This window comes from Rhodococcus sp. RD6.2 (assembly GCF_001040705.1).
GTDB lineage: Bacteria > Actinomycetota > Actinomycetes > Mycobacteriales > Mycobacteriaceae > Rhodococcus_G.
In genome coordinates this window covers 41,317-60,134 of record NZ_CVQP01000013.1, presented here as the reverse complement: position 1 = coordinate 60,134, position 18,818 = coordinate 41,317, and the positions used below count along the sequence as shown (strand labels likewise).

General features: G+C 66.8%; 17 protein-coding genes. All 17 read right to left on the bottom strand.

From position 1 onward, the window contains the following. Positions 1–416 precede the first annotated feature (416 nt). On the bottom strand, positions 417–1,274 hold the full coding sequence (locus tag RHCRD62_RS25250; RefSeq protein WP_050067530.1) for a DUF4913 domain-containing protein: 858 nt from the start codon (positions 1,272–1,274) through the stop codon (positions 417–419). A 43-nt stretch (positions 1,275–1,317) separates the two neighbouring features. After that, positions 1,318–3,261, bottom strand: coding sequence for a type IV secretory system conjugative DNA transfer family protein (locus RHCRD62_RS25245; protein WP_084734488.1), 1,944 nt, complete (start codon positions 3,259–3,261; stop codon positions 1,318–1,320). Next, positions 3,261–3,950, bottom strand: a complete 690-nt coding sequence (locus RHCRD62_RS25240; protein WP_157051074.1) for a hypothetical protein — start codon at positions 3,948–3,950, stop codon at positions 3,261–3,263. The genes RHCRD62_RS25245 and RHCRD62_RS25240 overlap by 1 nt, the downstream gene beginning before the upstream one ends. Before the next feature lie 215 nt (positions 3,951–4,165). After that, the gene (locus RHCRD62_RS25235; RefSeq protein ID WP_157051073.1) at positions 4,166–4,726 is read right to left on the bottom strand and encodes a hypothetical protein; all 561 of its coding nucleotides are present in this window, start codon (positions 4,724–4,726) and stop codon (positions 4,166–4,168) included. 8 nt (positions 4,727–4,734) lie between these two features. After that, positions 4,735–6,300, bottom strand: coding sequence for a VldE C-terminal domain-containing protein (locus RHCRD62_RS25230; RefSeq protein ID WP_050067542.1), 1,566 nt, complete (start codon positions 6,298–6,300; stop codon positions 4,735–4,737). A gap of 44 nt (positions 6,301–6,344) precedes the next feature. Beyond that, on the bottom strand, positions 6,345–6,611 hold the full coding sequence (locus RHCRD62_RS25225; protein WP_050067526.1) for a transposase: 267 nt from the start codon (positions 6,609–6,611) through the stop codon (positions 6,345–6,347). Further along, complete coding sequence (locus tag RHCRD62_RS25220; RefSeq protein ID WP_050067525.1) at positions 6,611–8,347, bottom strand: hypothetical protein; 1,737 nt, start codon at positions 8,345–8,347, stop codon at positions 6,611–6,613. The genes RHCRD62_RS25225 and RHCRD62_RS25220 overlap by 1 nt, the downstream gene beginning before the upstream one ends. A gap of 49 nt (positions 8,348–8,396) precedes the next feature. After that, positions 8,397–9,941, bottom strand: a complete 1,545-nt coding sequence (locus tag RHCRD62_RS25215; RefSeq protein WP_050067524.1) for an SCO6880 family protein — start codon at positions 9,939–9,941, stop codon at positions 8,397–8,399. A gap of 46 nt (positions 9,942–9,987) precedes the next feature. Then, the gene (locus RHCRD62_RS25210; RefSeq protein WP_157051072.1) at positions 9,988–11,775 is read right to left on the bottom strand and encodes a hypothetical protein; all 1,788 of its coding nucleotides are present in this window, start codon (positions 11,773–11,775) and stop codon (positions 9,988–9,990) included. After that, on the bottom strand, positions 11,769–12,629 hold the full coding sequence (locus tag RHCRD62_RS25205; protein ID WP_050067522.1) for a DUF8175 domain-containg protein: 861 nt from the start codon (positions 12,627–12,629) through the stop codon (positions 11,769–11,771). The genes RHCRD62_RS25210 and RHCRD62_RS25205 overlap by 7 nt, the downstream gene beginning before the upstream one ends. Continuing rightward, positions 12,626–13,252: a DUF8175 domain-containg protein gene (locus RHCRD62_RS25200; RefSeq protein WP_084734485.1), complete on the bottom strand. Its 627-nt coding sequence runs from the start codon at positions 13,250–13,252 to the stop codon at positions 12,626–12,628. Before RHCRD62_RS25200 ends, RHCRD62_RS25205 begins: the two co-directional genes overlap by 4 nt. A 19-nt stretch (positions 13,253–13,271) precedes the next feature. Continuing rightward, on the bottom strand, positions 13,272–13,580 hold the full coding sequence (locus tag RHCRD62_RS25995) for a hypothetical protein (protein WP_157051071.1): 309 nt from the start codon (positions 13,578–13,580) through the stop codon (positions 13,272–13,274). Further along, entirely contained in the window at positions 13,577–13,870 is a 294-nt protein-coding gene (locus RHCRD62_RS25195) for a hypothetical protein (RefSeq protein WP_050067520.1), read from the bottom strand. Before RHCRD62_RS25195 ends, RHCRD62_RS25995 begins: the two co-directional genes overlap by 4 nt. Positions 13,871–13,878: 8 nt before the next feature. Continuing rightward, positions 13,879–14,364, bottom strand: a complete 486-nt coding sequence (locus RHCRD62_RS25190; RefSeq protein ID WP_050067519.1) for a hypothetical protein — start codon at positions 14,362–14,364, stop codon at positions 13,879–13,881. 271 nt (positions 14,365–14,635) lie between these two features. After that, positions 14,636–16,399 (bottom strand): cutinase family protein, encoded by a 1,764-nt coding sequence (locus RHCRD62_RS25185; RefSeq protein ID WP_157051070.1) that lies wholly within the window; start codon positions 16,397–16,399, stop codon positions 14,636–14,638. A 3-nt stretch (positions 16,400–16,402) separates the two neighbouring features. Next, positions 16,403–17,296 carry a DUF8176 domain-containing protein gene (locus tag RHCRD62_RS25180; RefSeq protein ID WP_157051069.1) on the bottom strand — a complete coding sequence of 298 codons (894 nt, stop codon included), beginning with the start codon at positions 17,294–17,296 and terminating at the stop codon, positions 16,403–16,405. 177 nt (positions 17,297–17,473) lie between these two features. Next, positions 17,474–18,646 (bottom strand): hypothetical protein, encoded by a 1,173-nt coding sequence (locus RHCRD62_RS25175; protein ID WP_050067516.1) that lies wholly within the window; start codon positions 18,644–18,646, stop codon positions 17,474–17,476. Positions 18,647–18,818: the final 172 nt, after the last annotated feature.

The following is an 18,818-nucleotide window of genomic DNA, read 5'->3' as shown; positions in this document are numbered from 1 at the left end:
TTCCTGCAAGCGGTCCGCAATTCCGTCTTGGTGCCGCCGGCTGCCGCCCCTCGGGTCGGGAAGTGTCAGACACTTCCGCAGGTCAGGACGGTTGTAGACCTCACTACAGAAATCCGATCTGATTTTTACAGATCCCGTCAACTGTGTGATGATTTTTCGGCCGTGCCGAGTCTGTAGAACCTTGTATAAAATCTCTGTAGAAGCTGCCGTTTAATGTCTATGTAATTAACGTCCTATTTTGCAATTAATGGCGTGATCATTTTCTCTCGAATTTCCGCGCGGGGCGACTGGCGAGGAAGTGTCAAACATGGAGGCCACGATGGTGTGGCCCGTCCGGACATGTCGGACGTGAGGCGCACTGATTCGGAAATGACTGTGCCCCCGCTCCGGCCCGGAGCGGGGGCACAGTCATTTGTTCACGGCGTCAGGTAACTCGGCCTGACCCATCCTTCCGGCGGTTCATCGACCGCGAGCAGCCGGTGTCCGCGCCAAGTTCCGTTGGTGGTCGCGTGGCTCATCGGTCCGGTTTCACCGTCGAGCAGCACCCGCAGGTGCGGGTCGCAGTGGCGGATCCACCAGTTCGACATCGCTGCCGCGTCGGTCCCCGATGATGCGCGGGCGTCCTCGAACGCCCACCACAGCGCAGTCAGCCGTGACACCACTTCCTGGTGTCGCCACCAGTACCGGTCCCAGGCAAGGCCGTGCCCGGGTGACGGGTCGATCTTGCGGCTGATGACCCGGCAGAAGAAGTGCTCGACGAACTCCTCGAGACTCGTGAACGCCGCCGGCGGCAGCTCGTCGGCATCCTTCCCGACCGGCTCCGGTCGCGCGGCCGGGAGATCCGCGAAGTCGTCCGCGACCCAATCCGCCTCGGGCGGCTCGTAACCCAGGGGAGGGTGGCCGAACCAGGTTCCGTCCTGCCGGGCGCCGCTCATCGGCCCGGATTCGCTATCGAGCAGCACCCGCAGGTGTGGCTCGCAGTGATCGACCCACCACCCGGACATCGCGGACCGGTCCTCACTGCTGCGCTCGCGGGCTCCCTCGAACGCCCACCACAGCGCCGTCAGCCGGGCAACAACCTCCGGATGGCGCCACCACCGCGCGTCCCAGGAGAGGCCGCGACCCGGCTGGGTGGAGATGTTCCTGTTCACCACCACTGCGAGGTAGCCGCTCACCCACTCTTCGACCGACTCGAATGCCGGCTCGGGCTGGACCTCGTCGTCGTCGAGGGAGTCCAGGTCGAGATCGTCGTCGAGAAGGAAGTCTTCGGACATGTCGTTCTCCTTGCGTCGAACAGATTTCGGGTCGGCGGACCGGCTACATGAAGGCCTTGGAGTCGCTGATCGAGTCGGGCTCGATGTACTCCTCGTCGACTTCCTCGTCGGCTTCTCCTCCCGCGAGGAGGCGGTCGGCCAGCTCGGGGCTGCTGCTGTAGCGGCGGATGGAGTCACGGACCTCGTCGGCGTAGTCGGCCTCCCACCACCACGCCTTCTTCACCAGGACCGGGCGGTTTCCGGGGAACGAGACGATCGCCCGGTCCTTCGGCAGGGCGGCGAGGTCGTCGACCGACAGGATCGGGCGCTCCTGCCAGCCCCGCGAGGTGCTGCCACCGCCGCGGCCGCTGCTGCGGGTGGTCGTCGGCACCTCGTGCCGACCGATCTGCTCCGACAGATCCGACAGGTACTTGCGGTCTTTGACGTTGCCGCCGTAGAAGTGCACCGCGCCGGCGATCATGCCGTCGAACTCTTCCTGCCCCCACATCCGTGTGCCCTGCTGCGGATTCTGGAGGATCGCGATCGGGATGATGCCGCGGCCACCGAAATGGCTGTACTGGTCCGGCAACGCGCCCAGCCGGACCGTGTTGGTGGCCTCGTCGAGGACCGCGACCAGCGGAACCTCGAGGCGTCCCCCGCTCGACTTGGCGGTCGGACGGAAGCGCGGCGGTACCCACTCCGGGAGTCTGGTGGGCTGGTCGTACGTCCGGGCCGGGGTCTGCGCACCCAGGGCGGTTGCAGCATCGAAGATCTGCCCGACGAGCGCGGTGGTGAGTGCGGCGGCCGAGTCCGGACCTTCCATCGACAGCGCGTAGAGGGTGTCGGTGCCCGCCGCGAACGCGACCGGGTCCAGCTCGGGCCGATCGTGGGTGACGACGTCGTAGTGCACGTACACCTGCGGACGTTGCCCGGGAACGGTGGCGTCGACCGCGATCACCGCTCTGGCCGGCGGAGTAACCGCCGCGGCGTACTCGTCGTCCGACAGCACACTGAGGTACCGCCGGGCCATACCGAAGATGCCGTCTCGCTGCCGCTCGGTCAGATTCTGCTTCTCCCGGACGCTCTCGGCCGCGCGGTCCTTCCCGTACGCCTCAAGGATCTGCGCCGGGATCTCGCTCTGGTCCTCGCCCAGCCACGTCGCGACGTGCACCAGGTCGCCGCCCGCGAGCGCCGCGGCGAGGCAGTACAGGGCGAGGGTGTCCTGCGCCTCGCCGTCGAAGTACGCATCGGCCCGTGCGCCCTTCTGCGTGGCCGCCGAGACGAAGAACGACGCGAGCTTTCGGGCCGACGACACCCGGTCGATGCCGCGCAGCGGGTTCCACCAGAAGTTCATCTGCGGGCTGCCGGTCACGCCCTGCAGGTCGAAGACCCACACCTCGCCGAACCGTTCACGGGCGCCACGTGTCAGCGGGTACAGGTCCGGCTTGTTCGTCGTGACGATCACCGCTCCCGGTGCCGCGAGGACGGCCGGGACCGCGAGGGCGACGGTCTTGCCCATTCGGGTGCCGGCCAGCGCCACCATCGGGTTCTCCCAGGACAGGTACACGGGCCGGTCTCCGCGGACCGTGCAGCCGAGGGGAATGCCCCACGACCGCGGATCGTCCTTGTCGAACTGGGGAACGAGCCGCTGGGACTCACTGCGGGACACGCCTTTGAGGCGGCTCGGGTCGACCATCGTCCGTGCGGCCGAGTCCACCTCGGACCGGCCCCGCGCCCATCTGGCTGCGATGGCCATGCCGCTGCCGACCACGATCAGGACCAAGAGCGCCGCGATCACGGTCGATTGGACCGGCCAAGGGCGCTTCCCGGTCGCGATCTCGGCGGCCACGGCGACTGGGTGACCGCTCGTGTCGAGGCCCGCAAGGGTCGCGCCCAGCCACCACGTTCCGTACACCCCGACAGCGAGAACGAACACGGAGGCGAGCGCCGCCAGCTCGAAGCTCCCGGATCCGGCTCCCCCACTGCCGCTCCGCCGACTCCTTGCCATCACTGACCGCCTCCGGTAGCCATCTCCTCGGTGACGACCAACGTCACCAGGTTCGTTTCGCGCCACTGCTTGTAGCCCGGTTCCTGCGTCCACTCGAGGGCGGCATTGCTGTGGCTGACTTCGATGGACAGATCGACTCGCGCACGCATGGCCGCCCGCGCGAGCACCGGATCGTCTGCAGAGACTTCGTGATTGAGTACGTGCAGCCTCAATCGAACCGCCTCGACGTCGAGTTCTTCGCGAGCTTGGCCTGCAATGAACACCGCGAACTCGGCGGTCGACAGGTCAGCCGAGGTCTGGTCGCCCTCGATGAAGACGCGATCGTCCGAGTGGAAGCTCCCATAGGCCACAACGGCGCCGTCCGGCCCGCACACCGCGAAACTGCCCTGACCATCGGCGGCGGTGTAGATCTCGATCAGCGGCCCGTCCGCTGCGGCTGCCGCGATCTGCTCCCGGCGCAACGCGTACGCCGCTTCTCGCATGGCCTCGTAGTCCACATCGAGTTGTTTGTGCAGCTCGATCTTGAGCTTCGGGAACAACGACTTCGTGGCGAACCCGTTCTCCTTCGCCCACGCGTAGATCGACGCATGGTCCTCGAACGCCGCGAGCGTGTCGCGGTGTTCGAGGACGGCAGCCTTCGCCTTCTCCCAGTCGTGCACGCCCGCAGTGCCGCGCTTCCTACCTGGCATTACCGCCCCCCTGAAGTTGTTGTCGGAAACTGCTGAACCGCGGCGCACGAACGCTGCTCAACGTTCGGTGCACCGGAGCCGAAACGGCTCCAAAGGGCAGATTCTGGGTACACAGAAATCACCTCCATGTGGGGATCCCCTGCCGGGGGCTGGGCTGGACCTCATGTCCTGCCTCGTGGATGAACCTATACCGAGCCGGTGACACCAGAGCTCGCCTATCTGCTTGGCATGAGCGAAAACTCGCTCAGCTTCCAACCGTCTGGCGTCTGAACCATGACGGCGCGGACGGTGTTGGTCGTGTACGGCGTGGAGCTCCCGTCGGTGTGCAGCACGGTCTGCGTGACGGTTACCGGGATGATCGCCTTCGTGTCGGTCCGGACGACTGCTTCCTGAGGTGCGGCGGTCGCCGACACGATGTCCTTGGACGACTGCCACCCCGACCACTGGGCAGGCAGTCGAACATTCGGGTCACGCGGTGCACCAGCGGACTCCGCCAGGCGGCCGGTAAGCCACTCCTCTGCACGTTGCATCGCAGATCCCGGCGATTCATCGACGGTCGGCTGCCACGTGAAGATCGCTGCAAGCGCACGCTGCGCAACAGCGTCAGGCTCGATGGCGTCGGATTCCTCGTCGATGAGGACATGGGCATCGGTACCGGCACCCTCGAGGATGCTGTCCCCGCCGTTGAGGTTCAGGACAACGGTGACGACCAGCGCGACCAGCGCGATCGCTCCCGCTACGACGGCCCCGATGATCACTCGATTGGTTGTCTTCACCTGCACTCCTACGCTGCCATCTCGAACTCGCGTGCGTACGCCTGAATCTTGTCGGCGTACGGCCGGGTCTGAATTTCGTAATCAGGGCTGCCCGTGGGGAACCCCCCTGATCGCTGGACAGCGCCGAATCCCGCGTTGTAGCCGGCGAGGTACAGCTCCACAGGTCCTCGCGGCGCCGTGATCGACCCGGCGGAGACACCAGCATCGACCTGGCCGGCGATCTCGCACAGGTACCGGCCCGATGCCATCACTGCGTCACCGATGTCGGTCGGGCTGACCTGTCCGTTCCCGTCGTCGTCCCTGCCGTACGTCGGCCACGTGCCAGGCATGAACTGCGCCGGTCCCCGAGCTCCGTCCGGGCTGACCAAGTCCACCCGGAAACCAGCTTCCTGCTTGAGCAACCCGGCGACCAACGCCGGCTTGATCTGCGGGCACATCGAACCCGCCTTGTTCACCCACGGCTCGAACTCCGGCGGAATGACACCCGCCTTGATGACGTCGCCGCCGTCGATGACGAACCCGGTCCCGCAGGGAACAGGAATCGCATTGCCCGCGATACCTCCAGGTGCTGACCCGAAAACACTGGATCCGCTCGGCATTCCGCCGCCTCTGGTGGTGACGTGCACATGGTCGTAGTGGTTCGCCGTAGGCCCGCCGCGATCCTCCATGACGTTCGATGTGCCCTCGGCCGGGATGTACTGCTGTCGCCAGATGATGTACTCGACGTTGAAGGCATCCTTGTTCGCCATGACGTACTGGGCGACTCGGTCTCCAAGTTCCTTGCCGGCGCCGGTGTCGTAGTTGGGAATCATGATGTCCGCGGCACGCCCAGAGGGGTGGTCGGGAAAGTCGTCGCGGGGACGCCAACCGCCGATGGTCTGGATCTCGGGGAACTTGGCATGAACCGCGCGAGCGACGCGAACAGTGTCGACCTGCCAATTGGCCTCGGAACCGACCGACGCCGGGATCGCAGCCATTTCGCCCGTGCCCTGCGCGAGCTCTGCCGTGTTCGGGCGCGGACCAACCGGACTCGCCGACGAGCCATCAGGCTCGACCGACTCCGACAGCCACGGGGCAGGGTCGATCGCCGTACCGCCGGATCGGCCACCTTCCCAGATCTCGAAGTGCAGGTGAGCACCGCCGGGCCCCGGTGGTGACACCTCGCCGTTGTAGCCCTCGTTCGCGATGTGCTGCCCGGCACGGACCTGGTCACCCTTCTTCACCAGGACTCCGCCGTCATTCATGTGGCCGTAGACCGAGGAGTACACGCGGCCGTCGATGTTGTGGTCGACCACGATCCACATCCCGAACCCGCGCGCCGGGCCGGCCTCGACGACGACGCCGTCGGCCGTGGCATAGATCGGGGTGTCGACCGGCCCGGCCAGGTCCTGGCCCTGGTGCATACTTCCCCACCGCTCACCGAAACCCGATGTCAGTTGGTAGGTTCCGGCCTTCATCGGCTTGACCTTCGTTCCAGCGGGGAGGATCGCCCCTGGCTGCGAGCCCGACGGCACGGAGCAGTCCTCGTCCGGGTCCGACGGCATGAAGATGACCACGACCAGCATCACGACCATCAGAAATGCCGTCAGGGCCGCACCAAAGGTGATCCTCGCCGACACTATTCGGCCCCACTCATCCCGCGGTTCATCGCCCGCAGCACCTCGACCTGCTGTCGCAGTTGCCATACCGTCCGGGCCGACGCCCCGTCGTCACCTCGGGCCGGCCCCATCGTGGCGCGCACCCAGTTGCGCAACGAGGTCACCGGGATCTCCAACGCAGCGGCGACGGCGACCACAGCAGACTCCCTCGACGGTGTTCCCTCCATCCGCTGCCGAACCTGCTCGACGCACCGCTCACGGAACTCGGGCGTGTACCGGCGCCGCATCACGCCACCGCCCGTTCCACCGCGTCGAGATCCGCCTCCGCGTACTCGTAGCGGTAGTTCGTGTCGTGAACGCCGGACTCGATCTCGGAGGGCATCAACACGGTCTTCACTGGGATCCCGGGTGCACCCGACTCGCCGATCTTGATGATGAACTTGCCCTGCCCGGGCGGCGCCATCCTCGACCCGACCTCGCCAGTCAGCGCCGGTGGCGACGACCAGCTCGTGATGTCCGCGACCTCGGTGTCGGTGAACCGCACCGTATCTGCCATGCGGGCCATCTCGGCGCGAGGAAGAGCGCCGACGACGACGACCGCCGCGCGCTCGATCAGGCCCTTCGCGGTCTGCACGTCTTCCGGATTGGGGAGCGACTGCAAGTCACTGACGGTGTGCGTGCACATCAGCAGGACCGTGCCCCAGGCGCGGTTGAGACGGGTCAGCTCGTCGACCCGATCGACCATCCCGACGCCGGCGCGCAGCACCTGCCACATCTCATCCAGCACGACCATGAAGTTGCGCTTGGGCCCGCACCCAGCATCGGCGAGCAGGTGGGCCGCCTCGGTCGCGGCGAATCCATGCTCCCAGCACACCAGCAGGACTGCGCCCTTGAGCTTGCGGTCGGTGGTGCCGACTCCTGACACGTCGACGTCGACAATGGCCGCATCGACGTTGATCGGATCGGTTGTCTGCCCGTTGAACACGGACCCGAACTCGCCCTCGATCAGCGCGTGGATCGTGCGGCGAAGGGGCTTGGACTCCTTCAGATACTCCTCGAACGACTCTGCCTTGTACGCATCGCGGATCCGCGGCGCATCCTCCTCGAGAACTGCCTCGAGGTCAGCGAGGATCGGCTGCTCACCCACGTGCATCCGCTCGTCGAGCAGGTCGATTGCTGCTCGGAGCGCGGAGATCTCGAAGTCGTCGATCTGCTTCTGCCCGCGAGTCAACTGCAGCAACGTCGCCACACGCCGAAGCCTGTCGTTGACGATCCGTGCACGCACGATCGCCGCGGTTCGGGACGCCTTCTCCGTGCCCGCCGCATCGAGCTTCGGGACGATCTGTGCCAGAGGCCCCATGTCGAGCGGATTGATCTGCCCGCCCCGACCGAGCTCGATGATCTGCGCCCGCTCCGGACCGACGTCCTCCCGCACCAGCTCGGCGAGCCGACGATAGTCCGGCCGCATGTCGCCGAGAACCAGTGTGGTCACACCGGCATAGAGCTGGCCCAGAATCAACTTCCGGCAGAACGTGGACTTACCGAACCCCGGCAGTCCGAGGAGGAACATCGACGGCTGCTGGATGAATTTCGCTCGCGTCATCCACGACAGCGGATCGAAGCAGACCGGGGCACCGGTGTAGAGGTGCTGCCCAACAGGGACACCGACGATTGGTGCGCCGGCGCCGACCGGGAACGGCCAGAACCCGGCGACCCGCAGTGTGGAAGCGCGGAACTCCGTCAGAGGCAGCACCGGGCCGGCCTTTCCGCCACCACGCCCCGCGAGACCACGAGAATCGCTCCGCAACGTCTCCGACTGCGCAGTGGACCCGACAGATTGTCCCCGTGCCTTGGCATCCCGATGCAGGTGCATCTGCGCCCGCAGTCGGGTCAGCCACGACCCGGTCTCCATCGCTGCCGTCAACTCGGCGCGCTCAGCGTCGCTGAGCAACGCGGGGCTCTCGTCGAGGCTCTCGCACCGTTCCCGCTGGGTCGCTGAACGCTGGCTCTCGGCGAACCGCACGGCGGATGTATCCGCAGAGCGCTCGCGCCACGGCTGAGTCACCTTCATCTCACGCCCCCAGCTTCGCGCCGACACGGCCAGTGTGAGAGGGCAGGAGCACACCCAGACCGAGGGTGGCGGCGAACGCCGTGTCCTGGGTGAACCACATCCGTTGGAGCCGAAGCCGGGACCGGACTCCAAGGTCCTTCGTGATGGCGTCGGCCTTCGGAATGTCCTCGCCTTCAGGCATGGTCACCGTGACCAGTACCCCGATCATGGTCAGGCCGTGACCACGGCCTTCGTCCTCCCGCTGCTCGAGTGCGGTGTCCATCCGCTGCTCGGCCTCGAACGTCGGTCCATTGCGGCGGATCCGGTTCATCCCTGATCGCGCCGACCGGGTGTCGTCCTCGATGATCCGGGCGGAATCCGCAGGTGAGTGTGGCCGGTAGCAGAGGGCAACCCGCTTGCGAACGAGGTCGGGGCTGGGATCGAGCAGGGGTCGCAGCACCGTCTCGGTGAACGCCGCCTTGGGGCGCTCCGCCATTTCCCACGTCGTCGAGACGCACCCGTCGTGCGCGTAGCTGCCCATCGAGGCGACATGTCCCATCGGTCCGGCGTCATCCCAGGTGAGTCCGTGTCCGCTGCCCTGGATCTCGGCCTCTTCGAGGTCGTCGACCATGCCCGGGGAGTAGGCCCGCTTGGTCAGCGCGACGATCTCGTCCATCCCGAGCAGCCGCGGATTGAGCTGAGCCTCGTTCAGGACAGTCAGGACGCCGCCGAGACGGCGAGCGATCTCCTTGATCTGCTCCCCGGCCTCGTCTTTGCCACGTCGGCCGGCAGTGGCGCGGAAGGTGATCGACACCCGCGCCCACAGGCGCGGCGCACCGCTGGTCAGATGCATGGCCGACTCGAGCATCATCGCGGCGGGTAGCTGGCCCCCGAACATGCCGTCGCCGCCGTAGGCGAAGTCCGTGTCCTTGTGCGCCAGCGATCGCACCTCGCGGTAGAGCCGGTGCCCGGTCTCGACCCCGTTCTCGATGACCACGGTGATGCCGTCGACGTCGCCGTTCATGGCGATGAAGTTCAGGGCCGAGCCCCAGTTGAACACCGCAAGGTCCACGGAGTCCTGGTCAATTGCCTCGTTGCCCTGCGGATAGCACTCGATCACCACCGTGTACTGGTGCGTCTTGGGCATTTCGATGACGCCGAAACGGTCGCGGGCAAGGTGCTGGACCCAGCCCTCGTGGAGCTTGGTCTCGTACAGCACGCCGGGCAACTTGTTGGTGCCTTCGGGAACGCGAGAGAACCGTCCTGAGAAGTACACGTTTTCTCCTCGTGATGTCAGAATCTGCCAGGCAATGAGCAGAGACGCCCACTGGTAGAGCGTCTTTCGTTGGAATCGGGCGATCAGTGGAAGCCCGAAGAGGGCGAGGACCAGGGCGCAGATGAGGGCGACGCCCACGCCCGCCACCTGACTGATCAGCACCGCGAAGAGCAGCGAGACGATCACGTAGATGGCGGCATAGAGGTTGAGGCCGAACGCGAACGACTTCCGGGGCGCCGGGCCGAGGGTGTAGGTCTCCCTGGCGCGTACATCGGGCGTGATCGTGGTCATTTCCGAACCTCGCTGTCTGTCTGGGCAACTCCGGGTTGGGGAGGCTTCATCGCAGGACGTCCCGTCCACTCGGGTAGGGCCGGCCTGGAGAGTCGGAGGCGATGTCGTGCGCCATCCGATCGAGGGCAGAGCCGGAGCGGGAGGCGCCCGCACGCGCCGTCTGCACTCCCGCGCGCAGTGCCTGACGACTCATGGAGCTGCCGGCGAACGACGGCCGACGTGAGGATGTTCGGGGGCTGGAGGGGCTGGACCCGGCTCCTGCGGAGGACCGCTGACGCGCTCCGCCGCCGCCGCCAGCACCGCCGCCGCCGCCGCCACCGCCACCGCCAGCAGCACCGCCGACGCCACCGCCACCGCCGCTTTGGGAACCTGTGGCACCGCCGAAGCTTCGTCCCGACGCCCCAACCGCCGCGGTCGCGCCCTTTCCTGCGACCCCGGCCGCGAGGCCGACTCCGCCAGCGGCGGCCAGAGCGGCACCACCGGCAAGGCCCGCGGCCGCACCCATCATTCCGCTGCCGCCACCCGAGGAGGAGACGTTCATCATGCGCAGCAGTGCGGGCATGGCCACCGCAGCAACAGTCAGCAGAATCAGGCCCTGCAGGCGAGCCACATCAGAGCCGGGGTCTGCGGCCCAGAACGCCACCGCCAGCACGGAGGCAACAGCCGGCTTGAGCAGAACGAACGCGATCGCCCAGTTCCGCATCTTCTCGTAGGAGGAGCTGCCGATCTCCGTGCTCGACGCCGCCGCGGCCAGCGGGAGCACTCCCACGATCACCATCAGGAATGCCTGTCGAACCACCAACAACACCGTCTGGATGAACGCACCGGCCATCCCGAACAGCGCGATCATCAGAACCCAGCCCGGCCCCCACGTCGAGTTGTCGCTCAAGAGCATGGCGTCGACCTTCGTCGACAGGTCAGTGCCGCCAGAGGCAGTGATGAGCCAGACCGAGAACGCATCCGCCATCTGGATCGCCAGGGTCAAGCCGACACCGAACAGGCCCACGCTGACGATGGTGCGGACGAGGGTCCGCATCAGATCCATCGCCGCGACGGTTTCGGTTCCCGACTGCGCCAACACGATCCGAATGCACGCCAGGATCACCGACAACACGAGGAGAACCGCTTGGATGGGCAAGAAGTATGACTGGAGAATGTCGAGGTACTGGGCATCCGCGAGTGCGGGAGACGCCTGGTTGAAGAACCAGTTCAGCATCGTTCCCCAGCCGTCAGCGACGCCCGCGATCAGCGACTTGACGGTCTTTCCGAACTCCGACTCCCACATCTTCCCCAGCGCGTCACCGGGGTGGGTGACGACATTGGTCACCTTGCAGGCGTTCTCCAAGCCACTTTGGATCAGACGCCCGATCGGAGGGATGTACGGCGACGAGGGATTCATACGCTCGCACGCGTCGTTGTAGCCGTACGTGCCGCCGGTCTCGGCCCCCGTGCCGACCTCGGGCAGAACAGGAGCATCAGAAGTGGGCTGCCCAACCTGCGGACCGGATTCCGGCACACCGTAGACGAAATCGGAGCAGGTCTGGACCCCGGTCGTGACCGTCAGGCAGAACGGGCGCACAACCTGCACGTATCCCGGAGGGGCCGGCTTGACCGAGTTGGTCGTGGGCGTCTTCAGCCCCAGGTCGATCGCACCGGCAGGCAAGTTCTTGGCCTTGAGGTCATCCTGGCTCACCAAGGTGTAGCCCTCGGGGGGCGCGGGGACGCTAGCTTCCTGCGCCGAGGCGACACCTGTCGGCATCGCCAGCCCCGTCACTGCCGCCAGCACGATGGCAGCAATCCCCGTGAGGACGATCCGGTGCCAGCGGCTCACCATGCCGTCCACCCCTCCAGCGACCCGACAGTGCCGGCCTCGAGCGGTGTGTTGTTGGCGAGGTTGACCTTCCAATCGCCGCCGTCCCACACCATCACCAAACGGGACACGGACCACTGATCGGTGCCACCGTCGGCGGCCGGAACCCGACCCGCGAACTCCACGACCGCAAGGTCGTCCGCGTACTCGACAACGCGAAATGCAGGCGAGCGCGACATGTAGCCGACACTGGCGTCGGTCACGTTGCGGTAGTACGGGCCCTGCGCCGCCATGCCTTCCTCGAGCTCACTGCGCATCGCGGCACTCATCAGGACCTGCGTGTCGTAGATCCCGGCTGCAACCTCGTTGGCCGACACCCCGATTCGGTTGACGATCTGCCAGCCCGCCAGCGCCGCACCCTGCGGCGTCTGCGCGAATCCGGTGGCAGCCAGTCCCGTGACCGTGGCAGGCCCATCCGACGTGCTGAACGGAACGATCGCGCCGTCACCGACTCGCTGCCACATCATCCCGGCCGGCGACTCGACGGGAACCGCGGGATTGAACGGTGCCCGCGTGACCGGCGTCTGCGGCAAAGCCCAGCCACCCGGCCACTTCGGCACGTCGACGCGTCCACCGAACGGATCGGTAGTCGGAGTACCGAGACCCTGTGCCGCCGGGTCAGTAGACCCGATCCGGTCACCCTCGCCGCTGCTCGCGGTCGGCGGCACCGTCACCGTCGGCCGACTGCTCGACTCGTCGTCGCTTCCCCGAAACGCGAGGATGATGGCCACAAGTGCACAGACCAGGAGAAGCCCAACAACGACGACGGCCGCGACGGTTCCGAGCCGGGGGCCAGATCGCTCCTTGTCCCGGTTCACTGCTTGGCCTCGAACTGCGTGTAGTCGGCCAGCGAGGCAACCGGCTCAGGCTGCGGTGAATCGCCGTCCGGGTCCGGCAGCAACACCTTCCAGTCATCGCCCGACCACACAAGAGTGTGCGTCGAGGCGGTCAACCCGCTGGCGGACTGCTCGGTCACCAGCTCAACGACCGCACGGTCAGGGGAGAACTCATCGACCCGGAATCCGCGCAGTGCGTCCACACTGCCGGCAGGCACCGGGCCCGTGATGCTCACCTGAACACGACTGACCGCGTAGAGATCGCGCCCCTTCCCCGGCGCCGCAACCGCGTTCGCAACCTGCGGCCACGCATCGTCAGGGGCCAGTCGCAGCCGGGTCAGGCCCTGGGCGGCGGCGAGTACGGCGCCCTGCGGTGTCTGGGTGTACCCCGCCGCCACGGCGCCGTTGATGGACCTGGGCCCGTCGACGGACGACACGGGAACCTCGACCCCCTGCCAGGTTTCCCATCGGACCTGGTCAGGTGCGGAGGTCGTGTCGACCGAGCCCGCACCGCTATCCGTCGACGACTCGGAATCGGAACCACAGCCCGCCACCCCGATCGCAACCACAGCAGCCAGGCTCAGTGACACCAGTGCTCGCTTCATAGCTGTTCCCCCAAAAGTTCTAGTTGAGAATGAATCCGGCGATGCTCGCGGCTGACGAGACTGCGATCGCGCAACCGATTGCCCAGGCGATCTTGCGAACCGGACCGGTCGCGGGATTTCCCTGGAGATAGACCCACCAGAGGAGCCCTGCGCCGACGATGATCGCCAAGACGAAGACGGCGTTCGCCACGTACACGCCCCACCCCAGAAGCTCAGTCGCTGGAGCGAGTACCTCCGACGGAAGGGGCTGAGCCGGCAGTCTCGGCCCCTGCGGATCAGCTGGCTTCGGCGTCGTTGTGGCCTGCGCCAGGTAGGGCGTGACGATCATGACTGCGCGAAGGTGATGAGCGTTGCGGCGAGCGACATGATCCCCGCGCCGATGAAGGCGCCGATCACGATCTTCACGCCCTTTCCGGACGTCGCGCCGCGGTCCGACATGTGGTCGATCCACATCCAGCCGCCGCCGGTGATGATCCCGAGAACCGCCATGCCCGTGAAGACCCAGAGCGCGACTCCGATGATTCGCCACATCTTTTCGCCGCCAGGCGGCTGCACCGCTTCGGGCTGTGGAACCGCGAGAACGATGGTGTTGGCCGTGTCGAACAGTTGCATGAGCATTGCTTCTCCTAGTTGGTGTTGAGCAGGTCGACGATCGTCGACCGGATCTGATCGCCGATTTCGGCGACGGCGAGAGGGACGCATTCACTGGCCGGAGGCTGCTTTCGGCGCTTCTCGAGGACATCGCCGGGTCGCCACACCGGCAGCTCCTCGGAGCGGAGGGTCAGCCAGTCCTCCACCCAGGGGACGTGCCAGTGCCGATCTCCGATGAGACCGGCCACCACCTCGAGCCGTTGCCTCAGCGAGGCAGGGACCTTGCCCGGTCGTGCCGCCACGGTGACCAGTCCGACCAGCGTTGTCTCGCCTGCGAAGCCAGAGAGATGCTGAGTGATGAGGTCGTGTGCGCAGTCGATGCCGTGCTGATGCTCACGGGCGACGATGACGACGAACGGGGTCTCCCCAGCGAAAGCTCCGGGGAACGCCCGCATCGCATCGCCGGCAAACAGCCACGACGCGCACAACGACGACACCCCGGCACCACCGTGCGCGCCCACCAGCCACCAGGCCGGAGCGGGGGACGATTCAGGGACGAATACCGGCTGGGGCCAGACATCGAGCCGTCGGTCCACAGGAGGAGCAGCGACAATCCCCTGAGCGGGAACATGCAAGGCGGTCCCTGCATCCGAGAACGCGGCACTCACGGCAACCTCCGGTCCAGATGGTTGACAACCAACCAACCTCGACCCGAGGCCAGCGCGAGCACTGCCGTACGGCGCGGTGGCCGTACGTCGTGCGAGAAGCGTTGGCACATCGGACTCTTACCTTTCAGTTCGCGCCGACTGAGGCGCCGGACAGACCCGCCCAGGGATCGTTGGCCGGGGTGGTCGGGGTGGAAGTTGACGTCGAGAACGACCAGGAGTCGTTGCCCTGCGCTGACGACGCGGGGACGGACGGGGTCCACTCCCACGCGGCATCGCCCGAGGCGTAGGAGGGAGATACGTTTCGATCAGCGGCGAGATCGAACGACTGCACGTCGGCCCGATTCTCGGTCGGTGACCACACCAAGCCGGGCAAGCCCTGGTAGGAGCCCTGGCCGGAGACCGGGACGGTCCGCGTAAACGCGCCCACGCCGCCCTGCCCGGATGCAGAGCCGGACTCCAGATCGCGCACGACCGCCTTGATCCACGACGTCGCGAACTGCAGCCAGGTCTCACCGCTCGAGGTCACTGGATCCCGTTGGTACGACTCGTGGTTTGCCCGCACCGACCAGTAGCGGACGTCGGTCGCCATCTTCACCAGGCCGGCGTTGTCGGTGAACTCGTTTCGCACGACCGTCTCGACAGCCTTCGCCGACTTGTTGGCGATGTTGGTCGGGATCAGGTTCAGCGCCGCGTTCGCGGCCTTGGACGCCAGGACCGCCAGACCTGCAGCGGGGTCGACGAGGCCAACGGTTGCGACCTGGGCGATGTTCTCCATCGTCAGAACGTCCTTGGCGAAGGCGATTCCGGTGTTGATGCCGATCCCGACGAGCTTCGTGAGCGCCTCGACGGGGTCGCTCTGGTGCTCCGGGTTCGCCGCGGCCTGCGCTCGCTCGGACAGAGAGGCACCAGGACGGTAGTCGAGACCCCGGGTCGTGCCGTCGGTGGTCACGATGTCGTTGGTGACCACATCGCTGACCATGTTGAGCGTGGTGGTCCCCAGCACCGATGCCGCCGAGGTCAGAATCCCCACGGGGTCCTTCTGGTCCAGGTCGAGCTGGCCGGCGACATTGGTTACCAGCCGCGCGAGTGGAGCATCCACCGGGGTGTCGCACGAGAGATCCCCGGCGGCGCACGCCGAGGCCACGCGACCGGTCAACGATCCGAACGTCTGCGGGGTGCTCTCCGAGAGCGGAGCGATCCCACCCCCAGCGGCCGCGGCTGCGGTAACCGGGGTCTCAAGCTTCGCGACCTCGCTACCGCGAACTCCCGGCACCGAGTCCGGCGAAGTCTGGCTGGTCGGCCGACCCGGGAACGTGGCGTCTCCCGCCGTGCGAGTGGGATCGGAGAACAGCATTCCCATCGCGACCTGCGAAGGGCTGACCGGGCCCTGACCAGACCCGATGAGCCGCAGCACGGTTGAGGCCACATTTCCGCCCTGGGAGTAGCCCATGATCCCGAGCTTGGTGTTCGGGCAGGTCTCGGCGATCTTGGCGATGACACCGAGCGTGTTCTGTACGCCCTGGCGGTACGACTGCTCGTACGGCGTTCCCTGAAACCCGAAGTCAGCGGGGTACGGGACGTATGTCCGATCGAATGTGTTGGTCTCGGTGATACCCCCGAACTCGCTGAGCACCGGTAGCACCACCGTCGCCAACGTCCCGGAGTCGTCTTTCGGCGACGACGAGGACGTCGACTCCGTGGTTCCCTGCGCGATCACGACGTGCAGCAACGGGCATCCGTCACCCGCGCTCGTCGCCTGCGCCGAGGCCGTTGGTGCGGTGACCGCTGGCGCCCCCTGCGCGCCAGCGGTCCCCGCCGACCCCATCGCAACTACGGTTGCGACGAGGGCCACGGCACTCGATCTCTTGACGATGGTGGATTTCGGCACTGCTCACCCCTCTCCCTGAATGGAGGCGATCAAGGTCCGATCGCCTTCGGTTCGTGTGCGAACCGTCTGAATCCAGACGTCCGCAGGCCGGTCCGGGTTGAACTGCGTCAGCACGACGCGGTAGAGGTCCGGCTCCGACTGCGAAATCCGGAGGCAGTAGGTGGTTCCCTGAGGAACTGAGTCGATCCCGGCTTGCAGCTTGTCGACCGCCGCGAGGTAGATGTCCGGTGTTGTCAGAGCGCGTGCCTTCGCCGCGTCACGTTCGACGTAGTAGAGGTGCTGAAACCCGAAGATCACGTCGGGTCCGTTGGCGGTACCGCCGGGCCGCCGGCCAGACCATGCGCGGTCTCCATTCGACTCGGCACATGGCGCACTCGAGGTGCCTTCGTGCACCGGTGCAGCGGCGGGTGATTCAGCGGTGGAAGGCGGCGCGGCAGTCGTGACCGCGTCGGGGGTGGTGAGCATCGGCGACATCGCGTCGACGAGAGGCCGGTCCTCGTCGTTGCTGCCCGCCTGAACGGCGACGGCCGCCCCCAGCGTGACCAGGAGGGCAAGGCCGCCCGCCGAAAGTCCAAGTGCCCATCGGGAACGGCTCTTTCGCGATGCGGACTGGATCGGGGCAGGTCCCTCGGGATCCTCGTCCGGTACGAGATCGACGAGCAGTCGCTGGTGAACGGGAGAGGCCGCCGCACTGCCCGCGACCTCGGGAGTGTCAGACGAGAGGCCCTGCGTCCACGAATCCGGGACGGGCAGGGGGAGCGGTTGCGCGATCGGTCCCTCAGCTGCAGGACCGGCCGCGAGGCCCTCCATCCACGCATCGGGAGAGAGCGTCGCGGCGGGACGGCGTGCGCCCTGATCCCTGGCCCACGGCTGCGATCCGGGGCGTGTCCGATTCATCGGATTCCCTGCGCCGTGTCCTGGGCCTGGAACGCTCGCCTGCGCGGTACCGAGAGCCTGACCGGGCTGGTCGTCGCTGTCATTCACTGATGCCGTCCCTTCCGGTGGCTGATTTGGCTGGAGCAGGGTCACAACGGCTTTGGGGGCGAGGAGTGGCTCCTCGCCCCCAATGCGCTGCTACGCGGGGATGCCCGCGCCGATCGCGCCGGCGATCATTCCCAGGGGAAGTCCGGGAACACCGGTGGCCGTCTGGAAGTCGCTGACCATCTGGTCGAATGCGGCGAGCGCACCGTCGCCGCCGGCAACCGACGAAACCGATTCGCGGATCTGCTGATCGGCGACCGGAGCGGCGGCGGCCGTGTCACGAATGAACGTGGTGACGGCTTCGCCAGCCGGCCCCGACTGCTCCCACGAATCGAGCGTGGCCTGCGTCTGCTCAGTGATGGCCGGCTCGTCGATGTCCGGGACCTCGACCGTGGTCGGGGTGCCGTTCGTCCCGTCGCCGTAGATCGTGGCGGCGGCGAGACCCGCCGCGCCACCGCCGACAGCGCCGACAGCGGCGGCGGGAACTCCCAGCGCCGCGGCACCGATCCCGGCACCGGTCGCGGTGCCCACCACACCGGCCGGAATCGCGCCGACCGGGGTGACCACGGGCGAGAAGAAGCCCATCGCCGAAGTGCCGCCGATGGTCCCGCCGATCAAGGCCCCCAGCGTCGCTGCGGGTGCGCCAGCAGCGACCGCGCCGATGATCGCACCGCCAGCCGCACCAGCGATCTGAGCTGCGGCGAGCTGCTGGGCCTGATCAGCCGGAATGCCGGTGCTCCGCCAGAAGTCGGTGACCGCGGCCAACGCTGCGCCGGTGGTGGCATTGGTGCGCGCCGTCGTGTCGTCGCTCATCCAGTTCGGCTGCGTGAAGTGAAGATTGCCCACCATCACGGTGTCTCGCGGCGCGATGTACACCGGGGTCGGCTCGTCGATCTGCGTCGGAAGGTGCAGCTGCGAGTAGTCGATCGGCGGCGTGTAGGTCGGTGCGTAGGACGTCGGCTCGTTCGCCTCGTAGTCCCAGTTCGGCAGCGGTGCGGTCGGCTGGGAGTACTGCTCAGGAACGGGCACCCATGCTTCTGCGGGTGCAGGCGCAGGTGCTGCAGTCTCGGGGAGACCTGCCTGTGCGCTCTGGCCGTCCGAGAGGCCGGGCTGATCCCCGTCCGGTGCGAGTCCCGCCTGTCCGGGGGCCGCGACTGCCACACCAGACGCGACGATCGAGGCGACCGTGACGGTCCCCAAAAATGTCGTGACGCCGAGGGAGCGATGAAGACGCCGGTGGCGTCCCGTCGCCGTGTTGTTGCTCATGGGTTCCCTTCCCATCAAGTGGTCCAAGCCAGTTCTCGCGATCCGCTTGGCAATCGCCGTAAAAGCTTCATCGAAGACATGGCAAACTATAGAATCAACCAAGGACAAAAACAAGCCAAAACTTAGCGAAGGAACTTTCGGTGACAGAGGTGAAGGGGGACACCAAACGGCG

Bases quoted from the DNA above. Each gene is read 5' to 3' on its own strand.
- RHCRD62_RS25250 (WP_050067530.1), bottom strand. From the start codon at position 1,274: ATGTCCGAAGACTTCCTTCTCGACGACGATCTCGACCTGGACTCCCTC.
- RHCRD62_RS25245 (WP_084734488.1), bottom strand. From the start codon at position 3,261: ATGGCAAGGAGTCGGCGGAGCGGCAGTGGGGGAGCCGGATCCGGGAGC.
- RHCRD62_RS25240 (WP_157051074.1), bottom strand. From the start codon at position 3,950: ATGCCAGGTAGGAAGCGCGGCACTGCGGGCGTGCACGACTGGGAGAAG.
- RHCRD62_RS25230 (WP_050067542.1), bottom strand. From the start codon at position 6,300: ATGGTCGTGATGCTGGTCGTGGTCATCTTCATGCCGTCGGACCCGGAC.
- RHCRD62_RS25225 (WP_050067526.1), bottom strand. From the start codon at position 6,611: ATGCGGCGCCGGTACACGCCCGAGTTCCGTGAGCGGTGCGTCGAGCAG.
- RHCRD62_RS25215 (WP_050067524.1), bottom strand. From the start codon at position 9,941: ATGACCACGATCACGCCCGATGTACGCGCCAGGGAGACCTACACCCTC.
- RHCRD62_RS25210 (WP_157051072.1), bottom strand. From the start codon at position 11,775: ATGGTGAGCCGCTGGCACCGGATCGTCCTCACGGGGATTGCTGCCATC.
- RHCRD62_RS25200 (WP_084734485.1), bottom strand. From the start codon at position 13,252: ATGAAGCGAGCACTGGTGTCACTGAGCCTGGCTGCTGTGGTTGCGATC.
- RHCRD62_RS25995 (WP_157051071.1), bottom strand. From the start codon at position 13,580: ATGATCGTCACGCCCTACCTGGCGCAGGCCACAACGACGCCGAAGCCA.
- RHCRD62_RS25195 (WP_050067520.1), bottom strand. From the start codon at position 13,870: ATGCTCATGCAACTGTTCGACACGGCCAACACCATCGTTCTCGCGGTT.
- RHCRD62_RS25180 (WP_157051069.1), bottom strand. From the start codon at position 17,296: ATGAATCGGACACGCCCCGGATCGCAGCCGTGGGCCAGGGATCAGGGC.
- RHCRD62_RS25175 (WP_050067516.1), bottom strand. From the start codon at position 18,646: ATGAGCAACAACACGGCGACGGGACGCCACCGGCGTCTTCATCGCTCC.